This window comes from Pseudarthrobacter sp. B4EP4b, assembly GCF_006680095.1.
Taxonomy (GTDB): Bacteria; Actinomycetota; Actinomycetes; order Actinomycetales; family Micrococcaceae; genus Arthrobacter.
In genome coordinates, this window is sequence record NZ_VHIJ01000060.1 from 1 (window position 1) to 16324 (window position 16324).

13 protein-coding genes are annotated in these 16324 nt (G+C 65.5%); 7 read left to right on the plus strand and 6 right to left on the minus strand.

Annotated elements, in window-relative coordinates; all coding sequences use genetic code 11:
* The 3 genes from FNL14_RS19795 to FNL14_RS19805 form a co-directional block, all read left to right on the plus strand.
* A partial coding sequence (locus tag FNL14_RS19795) for a DUF3516 domain-containing protein (RefSeq protein WP_142063621.1) occupies window positions 1–1434 on the plus strand: 1434 nt, incomplete at its 5' end.
* A gap of 68 nt (window positions 1435–1502) precedes the next feature.
* Window positions 1503–2003 (plus strand): GNAT family N-acetyltransferase, encoded by a 501-nt coding sequence (locus FNL14_RS19800; RefSeq protein WP_091418762.1) that lies wholly within the window; start codon window positions 1503–1505, stop codon window positions 2001–2003.
* A 5-nt stretch (window positions 2004–2008) separates the two neighbouring features.
* The gene (locus tag FNL14_RS19805; protein ID WP_142063624.1) at window positions 2009–3382 is read left to right on the plus strand and encodes an alpha/beta fold hydrolase; all 1374 of its coding nucleotides are present in this window, start codon (window positions 2009–2011) and stop codon (window positions 3380–3382) included.
* A 23-nt stretch (window positions 3383–3405) separates the two neighbouring features.
* Here the strand turns inward: FNL14_RS19805 and FNL14_RS19810 are convergent, their stop codons facing one another.
* From FNL14_RS19810 to coaE, 4 genes are all read right to left on the minus strand, one after another.
* Window positions 3406–4776 carry an MFS transporter gene (locus FNL14_RS19810; protein ID WP_142063627.1) on the minus strand — a complete coding sequence of 457 codons (1371 nt, stop codon included), beginning with the start codon at window positions 4774–4776 and terminating at the stop codon, window positions 3406–3408.
* A gap of 106 nt (window positions 4777–4882) precedes the next feature.
* Window positions 4883–5911, minus strand: a complete 1029-nt coding sequence (locus tag FNL14_RS19815) for a TerC family protein (RefSeq protein ID WP_142063630.1) — start codon at window positions 5909–5911, stop codon at window positions 4883–4885.
* Between the two features lie 203 nt (window positions 5912–6114).
* On the minus strand, window positions 6115–8211 hold the full coding sequence (gene uvrB / locus FNL14_RS19820) for an excinuclease ABC subunit UvrB (RefSeq protein ID WP_142063633.1): 2097 nt from the start codon (window positions 8209–8211) through the stop codon (window positions 6115–6117).
* A 122-nt stretch (window positions 8212–8333) separates the two neighbouring features.
* Window positions 8334–9554 (minus strand): dephospho-CoA kinase, encoded by a 1221-nt coding sequence (gene coaE / locus FNL14_RS19825; protein WP_142063636.1) that lies wholly within the window; start codon window positions 9552–9554, stop codon window positions 8334–8336.
* A gap of 48 nt (window positions 9555–9602) precedes the next feature.
* Between coaE and FNL14_RS19830 the strand changes: the two genes are divergently transcribed.
* Genes FNL14_RS19830 through FNL14_RS19845 form a run of 4 tightly spaced genes read left to right on the plus strand, consistent with a single transcriptional unit; the run spans window position 9603 to window position 13035 of the window.
* Window positions 9603–10535, plus strand: a complete 933-nt coding sequence (locus FNL14_RS19830; RefSeq protein WP_142063639.1) for an ABC transporter ATP-binding protein — start codon at window positions 9603–9605, stop codon at window positions 10533–10535.
* A gap of 2 nt (window positions 10536–10537) precedes the next feature.
* Window positions 10538–11806, plus strand: a complete 1269-nt coding sequence (locus tag FNL14_RS19835) for an ABC transporter permease (protein ID WP_142063642.1) — start codon at window positions 10538–10540, stop codon at window positions 11804–11806.
* 40 nt (window positions 11807–11846) lie between these two features.
* Window positions 11847–12548: a YigZ family protein gene (locus FNL14_RS19840; RefSeq protein ID WP_142063645.1), complete on the plus strand. Its 702-nt coding sequence runs from the start codon at window positions 11847–11849 to the stop codon at window positions 12546–12548.
* Window positions 12532–13035: a GNAT family N-acetyltransferase gene (locus FNL14_RS19845; protein ID WP_142063648.1), complete on the plus strand. Its 504-nt coding sequence runs from the start codon at window positions 12532–12534 to the stop codon at window positions 13033–13035. Before FNL14_RS19840 ends, FNL14_RS19845 begins: the two co-directional genes overlap by 17 nt.
* A 195-nt stretch (window positions 13036–13230) precedes the next feature.
* Here FNL14_RS19845 and rpsA read toward each other — a convergent pair whose 3' ends face one another.
* Window positions 13231–14706 (minus strand): 30S ribosomal protein S1, encoded by a 1476-nt coding sequence (gene rpsA, locus FNL14_RS19850; protein ID WP_050055365.1) that lies wholly within the window; start codon window positions 14704–14706, stop codon window positions 13231–13233.
* 214 nt (window positions 14707–14920) lie between these two features.
* Window positions 14921–16210, minus strand: coding sequence for a GNAT family N-acetyltransferase (locus tag FNL14_RS19855; protein WP_142063737.1), 1290 nt, complete (start codon window positions 16208–16210; stop codon window positions 14921–14923).
* Between the last annotated feature and the right edge of the window lie 114 nt (window positions 16211–16324).

Consider the following 16324-nt stretch of genomic DNA (forward strand, 5'->3'; position numbering starts at 1 on the left):
GGCTACGACACCGCTGGCACCGTGGTAGTGCAGGCTCCCGAACACGTCATCGAGAACGTAAAAGCGATGGCCAAGGCCACCGCCAAGTTCGGCGACGACCAGCGGAAGCTGCGTCAGGTGGTGAAAAAGAAGCCGCCGGAAGGTTTTGTTTCCTGGGGCGAACCCACGTTCAAGCGGCTGGTTGAATCGGTACCGGATCCGTTGACCTCCAGCTTCACCGTGACACATGCCATGCTGATGAACCTGATGGAACGGCCCGGTGACCCGTTCGCCGCGGCCCGGCGGCTCCTGACAGAAAACCACGAAACCAGGTCCTCCCAGCTGCAGCTGATGAAGAAGGCCCTGGGGATCTACCGCGAACTGCTGGCCGCCGAAGTGGTGGAGCGGATTCCGGCCGGGCAGCAGGGGCCGGACGGCCGCACCGTCCGCCTCACCGTCCACCTGCAACCCAACTTTGCCCTCAACCAGCCCCTGTCCCCCTTCGCACTCGCCGCGCTGGAGCTCCTTGATCCGGAGTCGCCGTCGTACGCCCTGGACGTGGTGTCCGTGATCGAGGCAACCCTTGAAAAGCCGCGGCAGATCCTCTCGGCGCAGCAGAAGAAAGCCCGCGGCGAGGCCATCGCAGCCATGAAGGCAGACGGCATCGAGTACGACCAGCGGATGGCGATGCTCGACGAGGTAACGTATCCGCAGCCGCTGGCTGAAATCCTGGGCGAAGCGTTCGAGGTGTACCGCAAAGCCGCCCCGTGGGTTGGTGACTTCGAACTGGCGCCGAAGTCCGTGGTGCGGGACATGTATGAACGTGCCATGAACTTTGGCGAGTTCGTACAGTTCTATGGGCTGGCCCGTTCGGAAGGGATTGTGCTGCGGTACCTCGCGGACGCCTTCAAGGCGCTGCGGCAGACGGTGCCGCAGGACATGCTGCGCGACGACCTGGAAGATCTCATTGCCTGGCTCGGCGAGCTGGTCCGGCAGGTCGATTCGAGCCTGCTGGACGAGTGGGAGGAACTGACCTCTGGCGCAGCTCCCACCCCGCACGATGCACCGCCGCCTCCCCCGCCGTCGCTCACGTCCAATATCCGCGCCTTCCGGGTCATGGTGCGCAACGAAATGTTCCGTCGGGTAGAGCTCTTCGCGGACGAAGACGCCGCGGCGCTGGGCGAGCTCGACGGCGCTGCCGGCTGGGATGCGGACCGCTGGGAGGACGTCCTGGACGACTACTTCGACGAGCACAACGACATCGGCACCGGCCCTGACGCCCGCGGTCCCGGGCTGCTCATCATCACCGAGGAGCCCGGCGTCTGGAAGGTCCGGCAGATCTTCGATGATCCGGCGGGCAACCACGACTGGGGCATTTCCGCGGAAGTGGACCTGGACGAATCGAACGGAACCGGGACAGCGGTGATCCGGGTGACGGACGTCAACCGGCTCTGACCGCCCATGGTGTGCGGCCGGCACTGCTCCTGACTGCACCGGCACGGGGGCGGCGGTAAGCTCGAACAATGAGTGTAATCCGCCCTGCAACCCCGCACGACGTCCCCGCGATCCTCCGCATGATCCACGAACTGGCGCACTACGAGAAGGAACCGGACGCAGTCCGGAACACTCCAGAGATGCTGCAAGAGGTTCTCTTCGGCGACAACCCGAGGGTCTTCGCCGCGATGGCGGAAAATGACAACGGGGACGTGCGCGGTTTCGCCCTGTGGTTCCTGAACTACTCCACCTGGGAAGGTGTGCACGGGATCTACCTGGAGGACCTCTACGTCAGCCCGGAGGCCCGCGGCGAGGGGCACGGCAAGGCGCTGCTGCAGCACCTGGCCGGCATCGCCGTCGAGAACGGCTACGCAAGGGTGGAGTGGAGCGTCCTGGACTGGAACGAGCCCTCCATCAACTTCTACCGGCGGTTGGGTGCCCGGCCCATGGATGGCTGGTCCACCTTCCGGCTCACCGGCGAGGCGCTGGAACAGTTCGGCAGCGCTGTTCCCGCCACCGCCAACGGCTAGCGGCCATGACTGAGGCACGCGTGGCAGGACGCCCCGCCTTCGGACATTTGAGCTCCGGGACCAGTAACGTCCGGCACGAGATCAGGGCCCGGCACGAGTTCCGCGGCCTGCGCACCGTCGAGCACTACTTCACCGTGCCCCTGGACCATTTCGGCTCCTCCGGCAGCTCGGAAACGATTACCGTCTTCGCCCGTGAGTACGTTTCGGCTGCCCACACCATGGAAGAAGCAGCGCGCCTGCCGTGGCTGTTGTTCCTGCAAGGCGGCCCGGGCGGCCGCGGCAACAGGTTCGGTTCCCTGGGCGGCTGGAGCAAGGCCGCCGGCAAGGACTTCCGCATCCTGATGCTGGACCAGCGGGGCACCGGGCTGTCCACTCCCCTGGATCGGAACACGCTGCCCCTCCGGGGCTCCGCGCTGGAACAGGCCGCCTACCTGGAACATTTCCGCGCGGACTCCATTGTTGCCGACGCCGAACTGATCCGCGCTGCCCTGGGCTCACCGCCCTGGACCGTCTATGGGCAGAGCTACGGCGGCTTTTGCGCGCTCACCTACCTCTCCTTTGCCCCGGAGGGGCTGCAGCAGGCATTGATCACCGGCGGCCTCGCGCCGCTCGCGGGCCCGGCTGACGATGTGTACCGGGCGACGTTCAAGCGGGTGGCGGCCCGGAACGCGGAGTACTTCACGTGGTACCCGGAGGACCGGGCCACGGTTGACAGGATTGCGCAGCACTTGCGGACCGTCCAGGAACTCCTGCCCGACGGCAGCACGCTCACCGTAGAGCGCTTCCAGATGGTGGGCGCCTTCCTGGGCGGCAACACCCGGGTGGACAGCCTCCACTACCTGCTGGAGGATGCGTTCGAAGGCTCTTCCGGCGGAGCCCGGCTAACGGATTCTTTCCTGGAGCAGGTACAGGGCATCGTCTCGCGCCGCTCCAACCCGCTCTATGCCCTCATGCACGAGTCCATCTACGGGCAGGGCGAAGCCACGCACTGGTCGGCGTGGCGGATACTGCGCGAGTTCCCGGAATTCCGGCCGGATGCGGACCCGCTGCTGCTCACCGGCGAAATGGTCTATCCGTGGTACTTCGACCAGGACCCTGCCCTGCGCCCGCTGCGCGAAGTCGCCGAACTGCTGGCGGCGAAGCCGGACTGGAAGCCGCTGTACGATGCCGGCCGGCTTGCAGCCAATACCGTGCCTGTCGCGGCCGCCGTCTACTCGGACGACATCTATGTGGACCGCAACCTCTCCCTAAAGACTGCCGCGGCGGTCCGCGGGCTGCAGGTCTGGGAAACGCCGGACTTCCACCATGATGGGATAGCCGACGACGGTGAGGGCATCTTCAACCGATTGATGGGAATGGTGCGCGGAGTCCGGGGCTGAGCCGCCGCGGGCCGGTGAGCGCGTTAGGGAGTCGCTGACCCCCGCTGCCGCGCCGCCCGTGTCAGGATGGCCGCGCCGAGCACCATGGCTCCTATTGCCGCACCTGCCATGTTCAGCCCCAGGTAGCCGGCCTGGCTGAGGACCAGGCCTGACGCGGCACCGCCCGCCGCACCTGCGGCCCCCATCAGCATGTCGGAAACACCCTGGACCACCACGCGTGACTCCTGGCCAACGCTCTCGGCAAGCAGGGTTGACCCGGAAATGGTGGACGCGGACCAACCCACGCCCAACAGGACCAGCCCCACCGCCACCGCCGTGGTGGAGTCCTGGCCGAATCCGGCAACGGCGACGGCCGTGATCATTGTCGCAAAGCCGATCATGATGGTCTCAGGCCTGCCGGCCTTGTCTGTCAGCCACCCCATCACGGGCGACAGCGCGAACATCCCGGCAATATGCAGGGAAATGGTGAAGCCGATGATCACCAGGACGTCGCCCGTGGCAGCATGGCCGGAGTGGCCAGGGCCGGCCAGGAGCTCCTGCAGATGAAGCGGCGTCATGGACATCACGCCCACCATCACCCCATGCGCTCCCACCAGGGCGGCCAGCGCCAGCAGGGCTGCCCGGGATGCGCGGATGGCCCGCATCCCGCGAACCAGTGACCCGGGTGCCCGGGCCTGCAGGGCTGCCGGCTGGTTGACGGGGCGGCCGGCAGGGTTGGCTGCCGGCTGGCCGGCGGACTGGTTCAGTGATGGCACGGCGGCGAGTTCCCGGGCCAGCAGCAGGGGGTCAGGCCGAAGGCCAAAAAAGAGCAGGACGACGGCGAGCAGGAGTCCGGCGGCCGAGATCACAAAGGGACCCGCGACAGGCGGGAGGCCAAGGGCCTGGCCCACCACGGCCCCGGGCTGGATCAGGTTGGGTCCGGTGACGGCTCCGACGGTTACGGCCCACACTACGGCGGACAGTGCCCGGCCGCGGTGTTCGGCGTCCGCGAGGTCGACGGCGGCGAAGCGCGCCTGCAGGCTCGCAGCGGTGCCTATCCCGATCCCGGCTGCGCCCAGGATGAGCAGGAAGAAGAGGCCAGTGACCACCGACAGGACCATCAGCAGCGCGCCGGCCATGGCGGCCGACAGCCCCGCCACCTGGCCGATGCGGCGTCCCCGCCGGTCAGCCAGCGCGGCCAGCGGCAAGGCAGCCAGTGCGGCGCCGAGAGTCATGACGGTAGCGACGGCGCCAGCCCACGCACTGGATCCGGAGAGCTCGACGGCAAGGATGGACCCGATGGACACAGTGGCCCCGGTACCAATCCCGCCGAACACCTGGGCTGCACTCAGCAGCACCACGGTGCGCCGCTGCACCTGGCGCACTCCGCTTTCGGTCATCAAAGTGCCGGCCATGATCCGAGCATAGACCTCGGCGCGTGCGTCTTGGAGTGTTTTTTAAGCACGTAATCCCGGCCGCGGGGCGGCCGGGATTACGTGTCCTCGCAGTTGCAGAGTGGAACTAGTCGATGTCGCTATGGCTCTTCCGGGCGTCTTCCTCGAGCCGCGGATCCATGTGGGCTTCCTTGGCCTTGGAGCTGAGGAGGCTGGCCACCACGGCGATCAGGATGGTACCAACGATGACTGCCAGGGACACAAAAGTGGGGATCTCAGGAGCCCACTCGATGTGCTTGCCACCGTTGATGAACGGAAGCTCGTTCACGTGCATCGCGTGCAGCACCAGCTTGACGCCAATGAACGCCAGGATGAAGGACAGCGCGTGCTTCAGGTAGATCAGGCGGTTCATGAGGCCGCCCAGCAGGAAGTACAGCTGACGCAGGCCCATCAGCGCGAAGAGGTTTGCCGTGAACACAATGAAGGGGCTCTGGGTAAGTCCGAAGATGGCAGGGATGGAGTCGACGGCGAAGAGCAGGTCGGTCATGCCGATCGTGATGAACACGATAACCATGGGGGTGAAGACCTTCTTGCCGTTCACCACGGTGCGGAGCTTGCCGCCGTCGTACTTCTCCGACATCGGAATGATCTTGCGGATCTTCGCGATGAGCGGGTTTTCCCGGTCCTCTTCGTCTTCGCCTTCATCCTGGGCCTGCTTCCAGGCGGTCCAGAGGAGGAAGGCACCGAAGATGTAGAACACCCAGCTGAACTGTTCGATCACGATGGCGCCGAGCAGGATGAAGATGCCGCGCAGGATCAGGGCGATGATGATGCCCACCATCAGCACTTCCTGCTGGTACTTCCGGGGCACCGAGAACCTGGCCATGATGATGATGAAGACAAACAGGTTGTCGATGCTGAGGCTGTATTCAGTGACCCAGCCGGCGACGAACTGGCCGCCGTATTCCGGGCCCGTGAACGCGAACATGGCGCCGGCGAACACCAGGGCCAGAGTGACGTAGAACGCCACCCACAAACCGGCTTCCTTCATGGAGGGTTCGTGCGGGCGGCGGACCACCAGGAGGAGGTCGGTCAGGAGGATCAGGCCGAGGACGACAAAGGAGCCGACCTCAAACCAGATGGGCAAATCGAGCACAGGGTAGCCTTTCGCAGGGTACAGAGATGCGTTGTAAGTCTCTCCGGCCTGCCTGTGCACTTGGTGCTGAAGTGGCGGCCCGCTACGCCCGGCGGGGCAACCATGCCCTGCGTGTTGACGATCGTAGCGCTTGGGATACTCCCCTACGTGACGTTAACTGTACCCCAGGCCGCTGCCGGCCGCCTCCGAGCGCGTGTTTTGCGTCAGGCGTGTCCGGCGGCCTGCATCTGGCGCAGTTCCTTCTTCAGCTCGCTGACTTCGTCCCTGATGCGTGCCGCCACCTCGAACTGCAGCTCTGCTGCCGCCCCGTGCATCTGCTCGGTGAGTTGCTCGATGAGGCCCACGAGATCCTCGGCGGGAGCCGCGGCGAGCCCGTCGGAACGCACCTGGGCGGCACCCTTGGCTGCGGCCTTGCGCTTGCCGCCCTTGGCCAGGCGGTTGTTGTTGAGCAGTTCCTGGGTGTCCGCGTCTTCCCGGGCCAGCTGGTCGGTGATGTCGGCGATCTTTTTCCGCAGCGGCTGCGGGTCCACGCCGTTCTCTTTGTTGTAGGCCACCTGGATGGCGCGGCGCCGGTTGGTTTCGTCAATGGCGTTGGCCATCGAATCGGTGATCCGGTCGGCGTACATGTGGACCTGGCCGGACACGTTGCGGGCCGCGCGGCCGATGGTCTGGATCAGGGACGTGGAGGACCGGAGGAACCCTTCCTTGTCCGCGTCCAGGATGCTGACCAGCGAGACTTCAGGCAGGTCAAGGCCTTCACGGAGCAGGTTGATGCCCACGAGCACGTCGAAGCTGCCCAGCCGCAGTTCACGCAGCAGCTCCACCCGCCGCAGCGTATCGACGTCGGAGTGCAGGTATTCCACCTTGATGCCGTGGCCCAGGAGGTAATCCGTGAGGTCCTCGGCCATGCGCTTGGTCAGCGTGGTGACCAGGACGCGTTCGTCCTTCTCCACCCTGGTCCTGATTTCGCCCAGGAGATCGTCGATCTGGCCCTTGGTGGGTTTGACGATGACCTCGGGATCGATCAGGCCTGTGGGGCGGATGATCTGCTGGACGTAGCCGTCGGCCTTGCCCAGTTCGTACTTGCCCGGAGTGGCTGAAAGGTAGACCGTCTGGCCGATGCGCTCCAGGAACTCGTCCCATTTCAGCGGCCGGTTGTCCATTGCTGAAGGCAGCCGGAAGCCGTGGTCCACCAGGGTGCGCTTGCGCGACATGTCCCCTTCGTACATGGCCCCGATCTGCGGGATGGTCACGTGGGATTCGTCCACCACCAGCAGGAAGTCGTCCGGGAAGTAGTCGATGAGGCAGTGGGGGGCCGTACCGCCGGCCCGCCCGTCGATGTGCCGGGAGTAGTTCTCGATGCCGTTGCAGAAGCCCATCTGCTGCATCATTTCCAGGTCATACGTGGTGCGCATCCGCAGGCGCTGCGCCTCCACGAGCTTGTTCTGCCCCTCCAGCACTGCCAGCCGGCTGGCCAGTTCGTCCTCGATGGACTTGATGGCACGGGTCATCCGCTCGGGTCCGGCCACATAGTGCGAGGCGGGGAAGACGTACATCTCGGTCTCTTCCCGGATGACCTCGCCCGTGACGGGGTGCAGGGTGTAGATGTTCTCCACTTCGTCGCCGAAGAACTCGATCCGCAGGGCCAGTTCCTCGTACATGGGGATGATCTCGACGGTATCCCCGCGCACCCGGAACGTACCGCGGTGGAAGTCCATGTCGTTGCGGGCGTATTGCATGGACACGAACTTGCGCAGCAGCGCGTCCCGGTTCATTTCCTGCCCCCTGCGGAGGGTCACCATCCCGGCGATGTATTCTTCGGGCGTGCCGAGGCCATAGATGCAGGACACCGTGGCCACCACAATGACATCGCGGCGGGTCAGGAGGGCGTTCGTCGCTGAGTGGCGAAGCCGCTCCACTTCCTCATTGATGGAGGAGTCCTTCTCGATGAAGGTGTCCGTCTGCGGAACGTAGGCTTCGGGCTGGTAGTAGTCGTAGTAGGAGACGAAGTACTCCACCGCGTTGTTGGGCAGCAGCTCCCGGAACTCGTTGGCCAGCTGCGCGGCGAGGGTCTTGTTCTGCACCATCACCAGGGTGGGCCGCTGGACCTGCTCGATCAGCCAGGCTGTGGTGGCACTCTTGCCGGTACCGGTGGCGCCGAGCAGCACCACGTCCTTCTCACCGTTATTGATGCGCTCCGTCAGCTCCGCGATTGCCGCTGGCTGGTCGCCGGCAGGCTTGAATTCGCTGATGACTTCAAAGGGCGCTACAACTCGGTTGATCTCCTGCGCAAGGCTCATGGATCTAATCTACAACCGGGCACCGACACTGGAAGGGCGAGTCCGTTACGGGCGAACAAGCGCCGGTTTGCAGGCCGGCCTCAGGACGTGTACGACGGCGGGCGGGTACGGTGCCGGGCAGGCTAGGAGCCGGACGACGGCGGCTGCCAGCGGGAGCTTTCGGCCCACCGTTCCAGGGCTTCTTCGACCGAGTTGAACCACTCTTCCTTTGCCTCCGCGTAGCCTGCTGTGGACCGGTCAGCGGAGTGGGCGGCCGCGAGCGCACGCTTCACCGCAAGGTATTCCGCGGCGGCTGCCGGCTCGGCGCGGAGCCAGTCCCGGAAGCACAGGGCAAAGCGCCAGCCGGCGGAGCCTTCGGCCCGAATGTGGAGGTTCACGTCCCGCCCGGGGTCGGCGTTGGCGTGGAAGCGCTTTTGCCAGTCTTCCCGGTGCGGGTGGCTGGCTTTCGGGGTGTCGGCATTGATGCCGCGAACCACGGGGAACCCTGCGGCCGCCAGCTCAGGAGCAAGGGCGTCGGCGGCATGGATGTCCGGCACGGTCAGTTGCAGATCAATGACGTCCTTGGCGTCCAGGCCGGGAACCGAGGTGGACCCGATGTGATCCAGCCGCGCCGCGTCCCGCTGCTCCACGGGAAGGGCCTTGGCGATCCTGTTCATCAGCCGCTGCGCCTGCTGCGGCCACAGCGGGTCCGAGGGCACCAGGACGGGTCCTCCGTTCCGTTTCGCGCGCACTCCTTCGGCAAGGTTCCGGGCGAACGGCTCCAGCCGGGAGTCCCAGAGCCTGTCCACCTGGTCCAGGAGGTCCTGCACGCTGCCGGAGTTCTGCAGGACCACGTCGGCAGCGGCCAGCCTGTCCTCCCGGGTTGCCTGGGCCGCAATGCGCGACCGGGCGGCCTCAGCGGTCATGCCCCGGTGCTCAAGCATCCGCTGCAGCCTGACGTCCTCGGGTGCATCCACCACCACCACGAGGTGGAAGTCGCTGCCCTGCCCGGTCTCCACAAGGAGCGGAATGTCCTGCACTACCACTGAACCCTCCTCCGCCGCGGCGACGATGGCCGCCGCACGTGACCGGACCAGCGGGTGCACGATTCCGTTCAGGAGAGCCAGGCGTTCCGGGTTGCCGAACACCGCCTCGCCGAGCCTGGTCCGGTTGAGGCGCCCGCCGCCGTCGAGCATGCCGACGCCGAACTCGGCGACGATCCGTTCGAGGCCTTCGGTGCCGGGCTCCACCACTTCCCTCGCCAGCGCATCAGCATCCACCAGCACTGCCCCGCGCTCCCTAAGGCGCGATGCGGCCACTGACTTCCCGGATGCGATTCCGCCTGTCAACCCGATTTTCAGCACCCTCCCACCCTAGACGGACTGCACCTCGATGGACGGTAGGGTGAAGTCATGACTGCAGGGGGTGCGGCCAGGGAGCCGCTGGTCCATATCGAAGATTTCCGGATGGATTTTGGTGACCATACTGTCATCAAGGACCTGTCCTTCGATGTCCACGCCGGTGAGACCTTCGGGTTCCTGGGCAGCAACGGGTCGGGGAAAACCACCACGCTGCGGGCCCTGCTGGGGATTTACCAGCCCACCTCCGGGACCCTGCACATTGGCGGGAAGTCCTTTGAGCCGAAGGACGGCGCGCGGCTGGGCTACCTGCCGGAGGAACGCGGCCTCTATAAAAAAGAACCGGTCCTGGACGTGATGGTCTACTTCGGCCGGCTCAAGGGACTGGGCAAGGCACAGGCACGGGCGTGGTCGCTCGACTACCTGGAACGCGTCCAACTGGCAGACAAGGCAACCGCCAACCTGGATAAACTCTCCGGCGGGCAGCAGCAGAAGATCCAGCTCGGCGTCACCATCATGAACGATCCCGAGTTGCTCATCCTGGACGAGCCCACCAAGGGCTTCGACCCCGTGAACCGGCGGCTGCTGATGGACATCATCGAAGAACAGAAGCTCGCCGGCGCCACCGTCATCATGGTGACGCACCAAATGGAGGAAGTGGAACGGCTCTGCGACCGGGTGATCCTGCTTAAGGACGGAACATCGCGCGCCTACGGCACGGTGACCGATGTGCAGGAACAGTTCGGCGGCACGGTCTACCGCGTGGGCTACGACGGCGTCCTGCCGCGGTCGGCCCTGTACGACGTGGTGCGGAACACCGGCGGGTACGCTGAACTCGCTCCGCGCCCGGGCGCAGACCAGGCTGCCGTACTGCGGGAGCTCGTCACCAGCGGCGCCGCCATCACCAGCTTCACCACTGCCCGCGTTTCCCTGGAAGAGATCTTCATCCGGGTTTACGGTGAACAGCACCAGACCGTGGAGGCCTGACCATGGGCACAACACCTGCACAACGTTTCCCGCTCCGCTGGCACAACCTTGGCACCGTGGTGGGCTTTGAGTTCTTCCGGACCACCAAGAAGCCGCGCTTCTGGATCGCCACACTGGCCATTCCCCTGGTCACGGCCATCGTCTTCGCCCTGATTTTCGTCAGCAACAGCTCCACCAGCGCCAGTGCCGACGCCCAGAAGAACGCCGCCCTGGCGTTTGTGTACACGGACGGCTCGGGCATCATCCCCGAAGCGGCGGCGCAGGCGGCAGGTGGAGCCAGGGCGGCAGATCCGGCCCAGGCCGTGGCGGACGTGAAGTCAGGCCGGGTTGACGCGTACTTCGCCTATCCCGCCGACCCTGCCGTGGAGCCGGTAAAGGTCTACGGCGCGGATCGCGGCGTGTTTGCCAACGGAACGTACGAAGCCGTGGCAAAGCAACTGCTGATGGTCGCCGCGCAGGCGGACATCGGCTCGCCACAGCTCACAGCGGCCGCAAGCGGGAACGTCCGGGTGGATACCGAGACCTACCGGGGCGGCGCGGCGTCGGGAGGCTTTGGCGCTGCCGTCCCGCCGCTGATGTTCCTGGTCCTCTTCTATGTCATGGTCATCCTGCTCTCCAACCAGATGCTGAACAGCACCCTTGAGGAGAAGGAAAACCGGGTCACGGAGATGATCCTCACCACGCTGAACCCGACCACACTCATCATGGGCAAGATCATCTCCCTGCTCCTGGTGGGGCTCGTGCAGATTTCGGTGTTCCTGGCGCCCATCATCATCGGCTTTGTGTTCTTCCGGGACCGGCTCTCCCTGCCCGATGTGGACCTCTCCGATGTGGTCTTCGAACCCGGACCGCTGCTGGTGGGAGCCCTGCTGCTGCTGGGCGGCTTCCTGCTGTTCACGGCCGTCCTGGGCGCCATCGGCGCTGTGATGCCCAACGCCAAGGAAGCCGGCGTGGTCTTCGGCCCGCTGATGGCCCTGATCTTTGTGCCGTTCTACGCGATCAGCCTGATCCTGAGCGACCCCACCTCCCCCATCGTCCAGGCCTTCACATACTTTCCGTTGTCGGCTCCGGTCACCGCGATGCTCCGCAACGGTTTTGGCACCTTGGGTCCAGTCGAGTCGATCATAGTCATCGCCGAACTGTTCATCGTCGGAATCCTGATGCTGCGTTTTTCCGTCCACCTGTTCCGTTACGGCTCCATCCAGTACACCGGCAAGCTGTCCCTGACGAAGACGCTCCGGCGCGGCCGCCGTGAAATGGCTGGCTCGTAACCCGGCTGACCGGCCCATGCCCCGGGACTAGACTGGGGCGGTGGCAGAAGCAGTGGATACAGGGCTGAGCAGGGCTGCGGCCTACACCACACTGGCTCCGGGCCCGGATTTCCGCCACGAGATCGAGATCAAACGGTCCCGGTTCATCACTGTCCTGCGCCGGGCCGGCACCGAAGAAGCAGCACGGGACCTGGTGGCCGGCCTCCGCCGCGAATTCCACGATGCCCGACACCACTGCTCGGCCTTCATTATTGGCCCGGACCGGGATATCCAGCGTTCCAATGACGACGGAGAGCCGTCGGGGACGGCCGGCATCCCCATGCTTGAGGCGCTGGCCAAAAGGGAAACGGCACCCGGGGTGGCCGACCTCAGCGACGTCAGTGCCGTCGTCGTGCGCTACTTTGGCGGAGTGCTGCTGGGGGCGGGCGGCCTGGTCCGCGCGTACTCGGAGTCGGTTTCCTCGGCGCTGTCGCTGGTGCCCATGGTGCGGCGGAGCCGGCTGCGGATCTGCGCAGCCGAGGTGCCGCACACTGCTGCCGGCCGGCTGGAAAACGACCTCCGCGCCGCCGGCTTTGTGATGGCCGGAACAAGCTACTCGGCCCGGCACACGGTCCTGCGCGTGGCCGTTCCTGATGACGCTGGGGCTATCGCCGGCGCCGCGGAACGCCTGCAATTGTTGACCGCCGGCAGCGCCATCCTCATCCCGGAGGGAACGGAGTGGGTGGATGTCCCGCTCTCCTGACGTGTCCCTGGCGGACGTGGACGAAACGGTTCTGGAGCAACTCCTGGACCTGGCCAAGCGCGACGCCTCCCCGGACGAGGTGGCTCCCCCGCTGGGCGGACCGGGCTGGAACCTGGAAAGGACAGCATGGTTCTTCAGCTACCACCGGGCCGCCGCACAGGGCCTGGACGGGGAAGCCGGCGAAAAGACCTGGGCAATCCTCGCCGGCGGCAGCCCCGCCGGTTCCATCCGGCTTAAACGCATGGATACCGGCAATGGCAGGAAAAGCGCGGAAACGGGGATCTGGCTCGGCAGGAGCTTCCGGTCCCGTGGCATCGGAAGTGCAGCACTCCACCTGGTCCTGGCCGAAGCGCGCCGGGCGGGTTTGGCGGAAGTGACCGCCCGCACCCTGGCGGGCAACGTTGGCGCACAGCGTCTCCTGGCGGCGGCGGGGGCAACGCTGACTCCGGACGACGACGGAACAGTACGCGCCGTCGTCGTCCTCTAAGGAAACGGGCCGACCGAATTTATGCGCCCCGGGCCTGGCGGCGAACCCCATAACGGCAGGTGCCACCACAGCCGCGACAAGCAAAAGTTACGCATTTGGGTTCCGTATGCCGGCGAAGAAACTGGTTAAAACAACAGACCCCCTGCCCGAAGGCAGGGGGTCTGTTGTTTACAGCCCGGAAAGGGCCGGTGGCAATTAGTTGCCGGTCAGCTTCTCGCGGAGAGCAGCAAGAGCCTCGTCCGAAGCCAGGGTGCCGGCACCGGTGTCGGTGGCAGCAGGCTCGGAGGAGTAGCTGGTGGTGCCGGAATCGCTGTCACCGGACGTTGCAGCTGCAGCGTCGTCGGCAGCGTGCTGGGCAACCTGCTTCTTGTGTGCTTCCCAGCGGGTCTGGGCGTCAGCGTACTGCTGCTCCCAGGCGGCGCGCTGTGCTTCGTAGCCCTCGAGCCATTCGTTGGACTCGGGGTCGAAGCCCTCGGGGTACTTGTAGTTGCCCTCTTCGTCGTACTCTGCGGCCATGCCGTACAGAGCCGGATCGAATTCGGTGCTGTCGGCGTCGACGCCCTCGTTGGCCTGCTTGAGGGACAGCGAGATGCGGCGGCGCTCGAGGTCGATGTCGATGACCTTGACGAACAGTTCGTCGCCAACGGAGACAACCTGCTCGGCCAGCTCCACGTGGCGGACAGCCAGCTCGGAGATGTGGACCAGGCCTTCGATGCCGTCTTCGACGCGAACGAACGCACCGAACGGAACGAGCTTGGTGACCTTACCCGGAACAACCTGGCCAAGGGCGTGGGTGCGGGCGAAGGTCTGCCACGGGTCTTCCTGCGTAGCCTTGAGCGACAGGGAAACACGCTCGCGGTCCAGGTCGACTTCGAGAACCTCGACGGTGACTTCCTGGCCAACTTCGACAACCTCGGACGGGTGGTCGATGTGCTTCCAGGACAGCTCGGAAACGTGGACGAGGCCGTCTACGCCGCCCAGGTCCACGAAGGCACCAAAGTTGACGATGGAGGAAACGACGCCGGGACGGACCTGGCCCTTTTCCAGCTTGTTGAGGAACGTGGAGCGGACCTCGGACTGGGTCTGCTCGAGCCATGCACGGCGGGACAGGACCACGTTGTTGCGGTTCTTGTCCAGCTCGATGATCTTGGCTTCGATCTGCTGGCCGATGTACGGAGCCAGGTCGCGCACACGGCGCATCTCGACGAGGGATGCGGGCAGGAAGCCGCGCAGGCCGATGTCGAGGATAAGACCACCCTTGACGACCTCGATGACGGTACCGGTGACAACACCGTCTTCTTCCTTGACCTTCTCGATGTCGCCCCAGGCACGCTCGTACTGAGCGCGCTTCTTGGAGAGGATCAGGCGGCCTTCTTTGTCTTCCTTGGTGAGCACCAGGGCTTCGACCTGATCGCCAACGGAGACAACGTCTCCGGGATCAACGTCGTGCTTGATGGAAAGCTCGCGGGAGGGGATGACACCTTCGGTCTTGTAACCGATGTCGAGCAGAACTTCGTCGCGGTCGACCTTGACGACGGTACCTTCGACGAGATCTCCGTCGTTGAAGTACTTGATGGTCGCGTCGACTGCTGCGAGGAAGTCCTCAGCGGTACCGATGTCGTTAATGGCGACTACGGGGGTACCGGGCTTCTCGGTGGAGGTGATGGTCATGTAGTAGGGGCTCCGTTGTGGATAGTTAGTCGGTCAGGTGACCACCACTTCCGGGTACTGACCTGGAGGCGGAGCGCGGCGGATTGCCGGGTCATCCTGATTGCGTGGCGTTCAAATGCGAACCAAAGCGATGCACACGTAACACACGCCCGTTTATTCTAGTCGCTGCCCGCAACACGGGTCAAAAGCGGCCGTTTCTGTGTCCAGAGTGAAGTCAGAAATGCGTCAGGCAGTGCGTGGACCGCTCGACGGCGAAGATCTGCCGGGCCTTCAGCGCCGAGCCGGGCGTGTTCTCCCCTATCCGTCCCGCCGCCGTCAGGGTGACCGGACAGACGGCGCCCAGGTAGATCGAGGACAGGGCGGAGATGTCCAGGGACAGGTCGGCCGCGGCACCTTCCGGGAGGCGTTCGACGGCGGCCTGGCCGCCGTCGGCGGCGAGGGCGAACGTTCCCGCCGTGAGGCCGAGGGGGTCGTTGACTTCGAGGACCAGGCGGCCGTCTGCCGGGTAGTGCCTGGCTTCCAGCGCCTGGGCGGTGTCCAGGATGCGAAGCCACAGCATGTCCCGGCTGTCCGAGGAATCGATGCAACGGGGGTCGGTCAGTGCCCAGGCCAGCGGGTCATCCAGGGGCGCTTCGGCCCAGGAGACCCGTTCCACGAGGTCGATGGCGCCGAGGAACTGCCAGAGTTCGAGGTAGGCACTGTTTCCGGCGGCCACGAGGTCCACCACTTCCACCGTATAGGGCTCGGTCTCCCAGCCCAGGAATTTGTAGGACACGTAGCCGTCGGGAATTCCGTCAGCTGAATAGTGCAGGGCCACCTTAATGGCAGGATCCTCCTTGCCGTCCCGGCCGAGGGACCCCGATGCCAGCTGCCGGTACCAGTCCTGCCGGCTGATGGAGCCGGGCGTGAGCCGATGGACGCGGCCGAAGATTTCCGGCGCGAGTTCCAGCAGTACCTTGGGATCTGCGATCTCAACACTGCCCACCGGCTGGTGCCGCACGCTAAACCGGGCCGTGGTGTCCACGTGGACGTTGCGTTCGAAGCTGGCCACGCCGTACCCGAAGCGGCCGTAGATGGTTCCCTCCGAGGCGGTCAGGGCGGCCATCGCAACGCCGTCCTCCTTGGCCAGGCGCAGGTCCTCACTCATCATCCGGCGCAGCAGGCCGCGCCGCCGGTGTGAGGTACGGACGGTCACTGCAGTGACGAGCTGGCTTTCGAGCATGCGGCCGAAGCCGATGTTGAGGCTTTTCCGAAAGGTGGCAAAGGTGGCCACCGGAACGTCCGCCGGCAGCGACGATTGCGCCACTTCTCCCGTCTGGTAGGCCCCGGTCAGGACCCGGCCGTCGGCTTGGTAGGTGGCCAGGGACCTCGCCACGTGTTCCGGTGTGCGGGTGGATTCGTGGAACCCGAAGGCCACGGCCCGGAGCCAGGTGGATGCTTCCGCATAGCCGTCCTTGCCCTCGGATACCGCAGGGAAGCGCCGGATCTCGTAGTTACCGCTCAGTTCAGCCACCCGCCCGAGCCTAGCCAATAACGCCCCGGGGCCGCCAGCAGCGACACGCGTCCGCAGGCAGTTGCGCTGGCGGCCGCCGGTGGCACTGGAAGATCCGCGGTATTC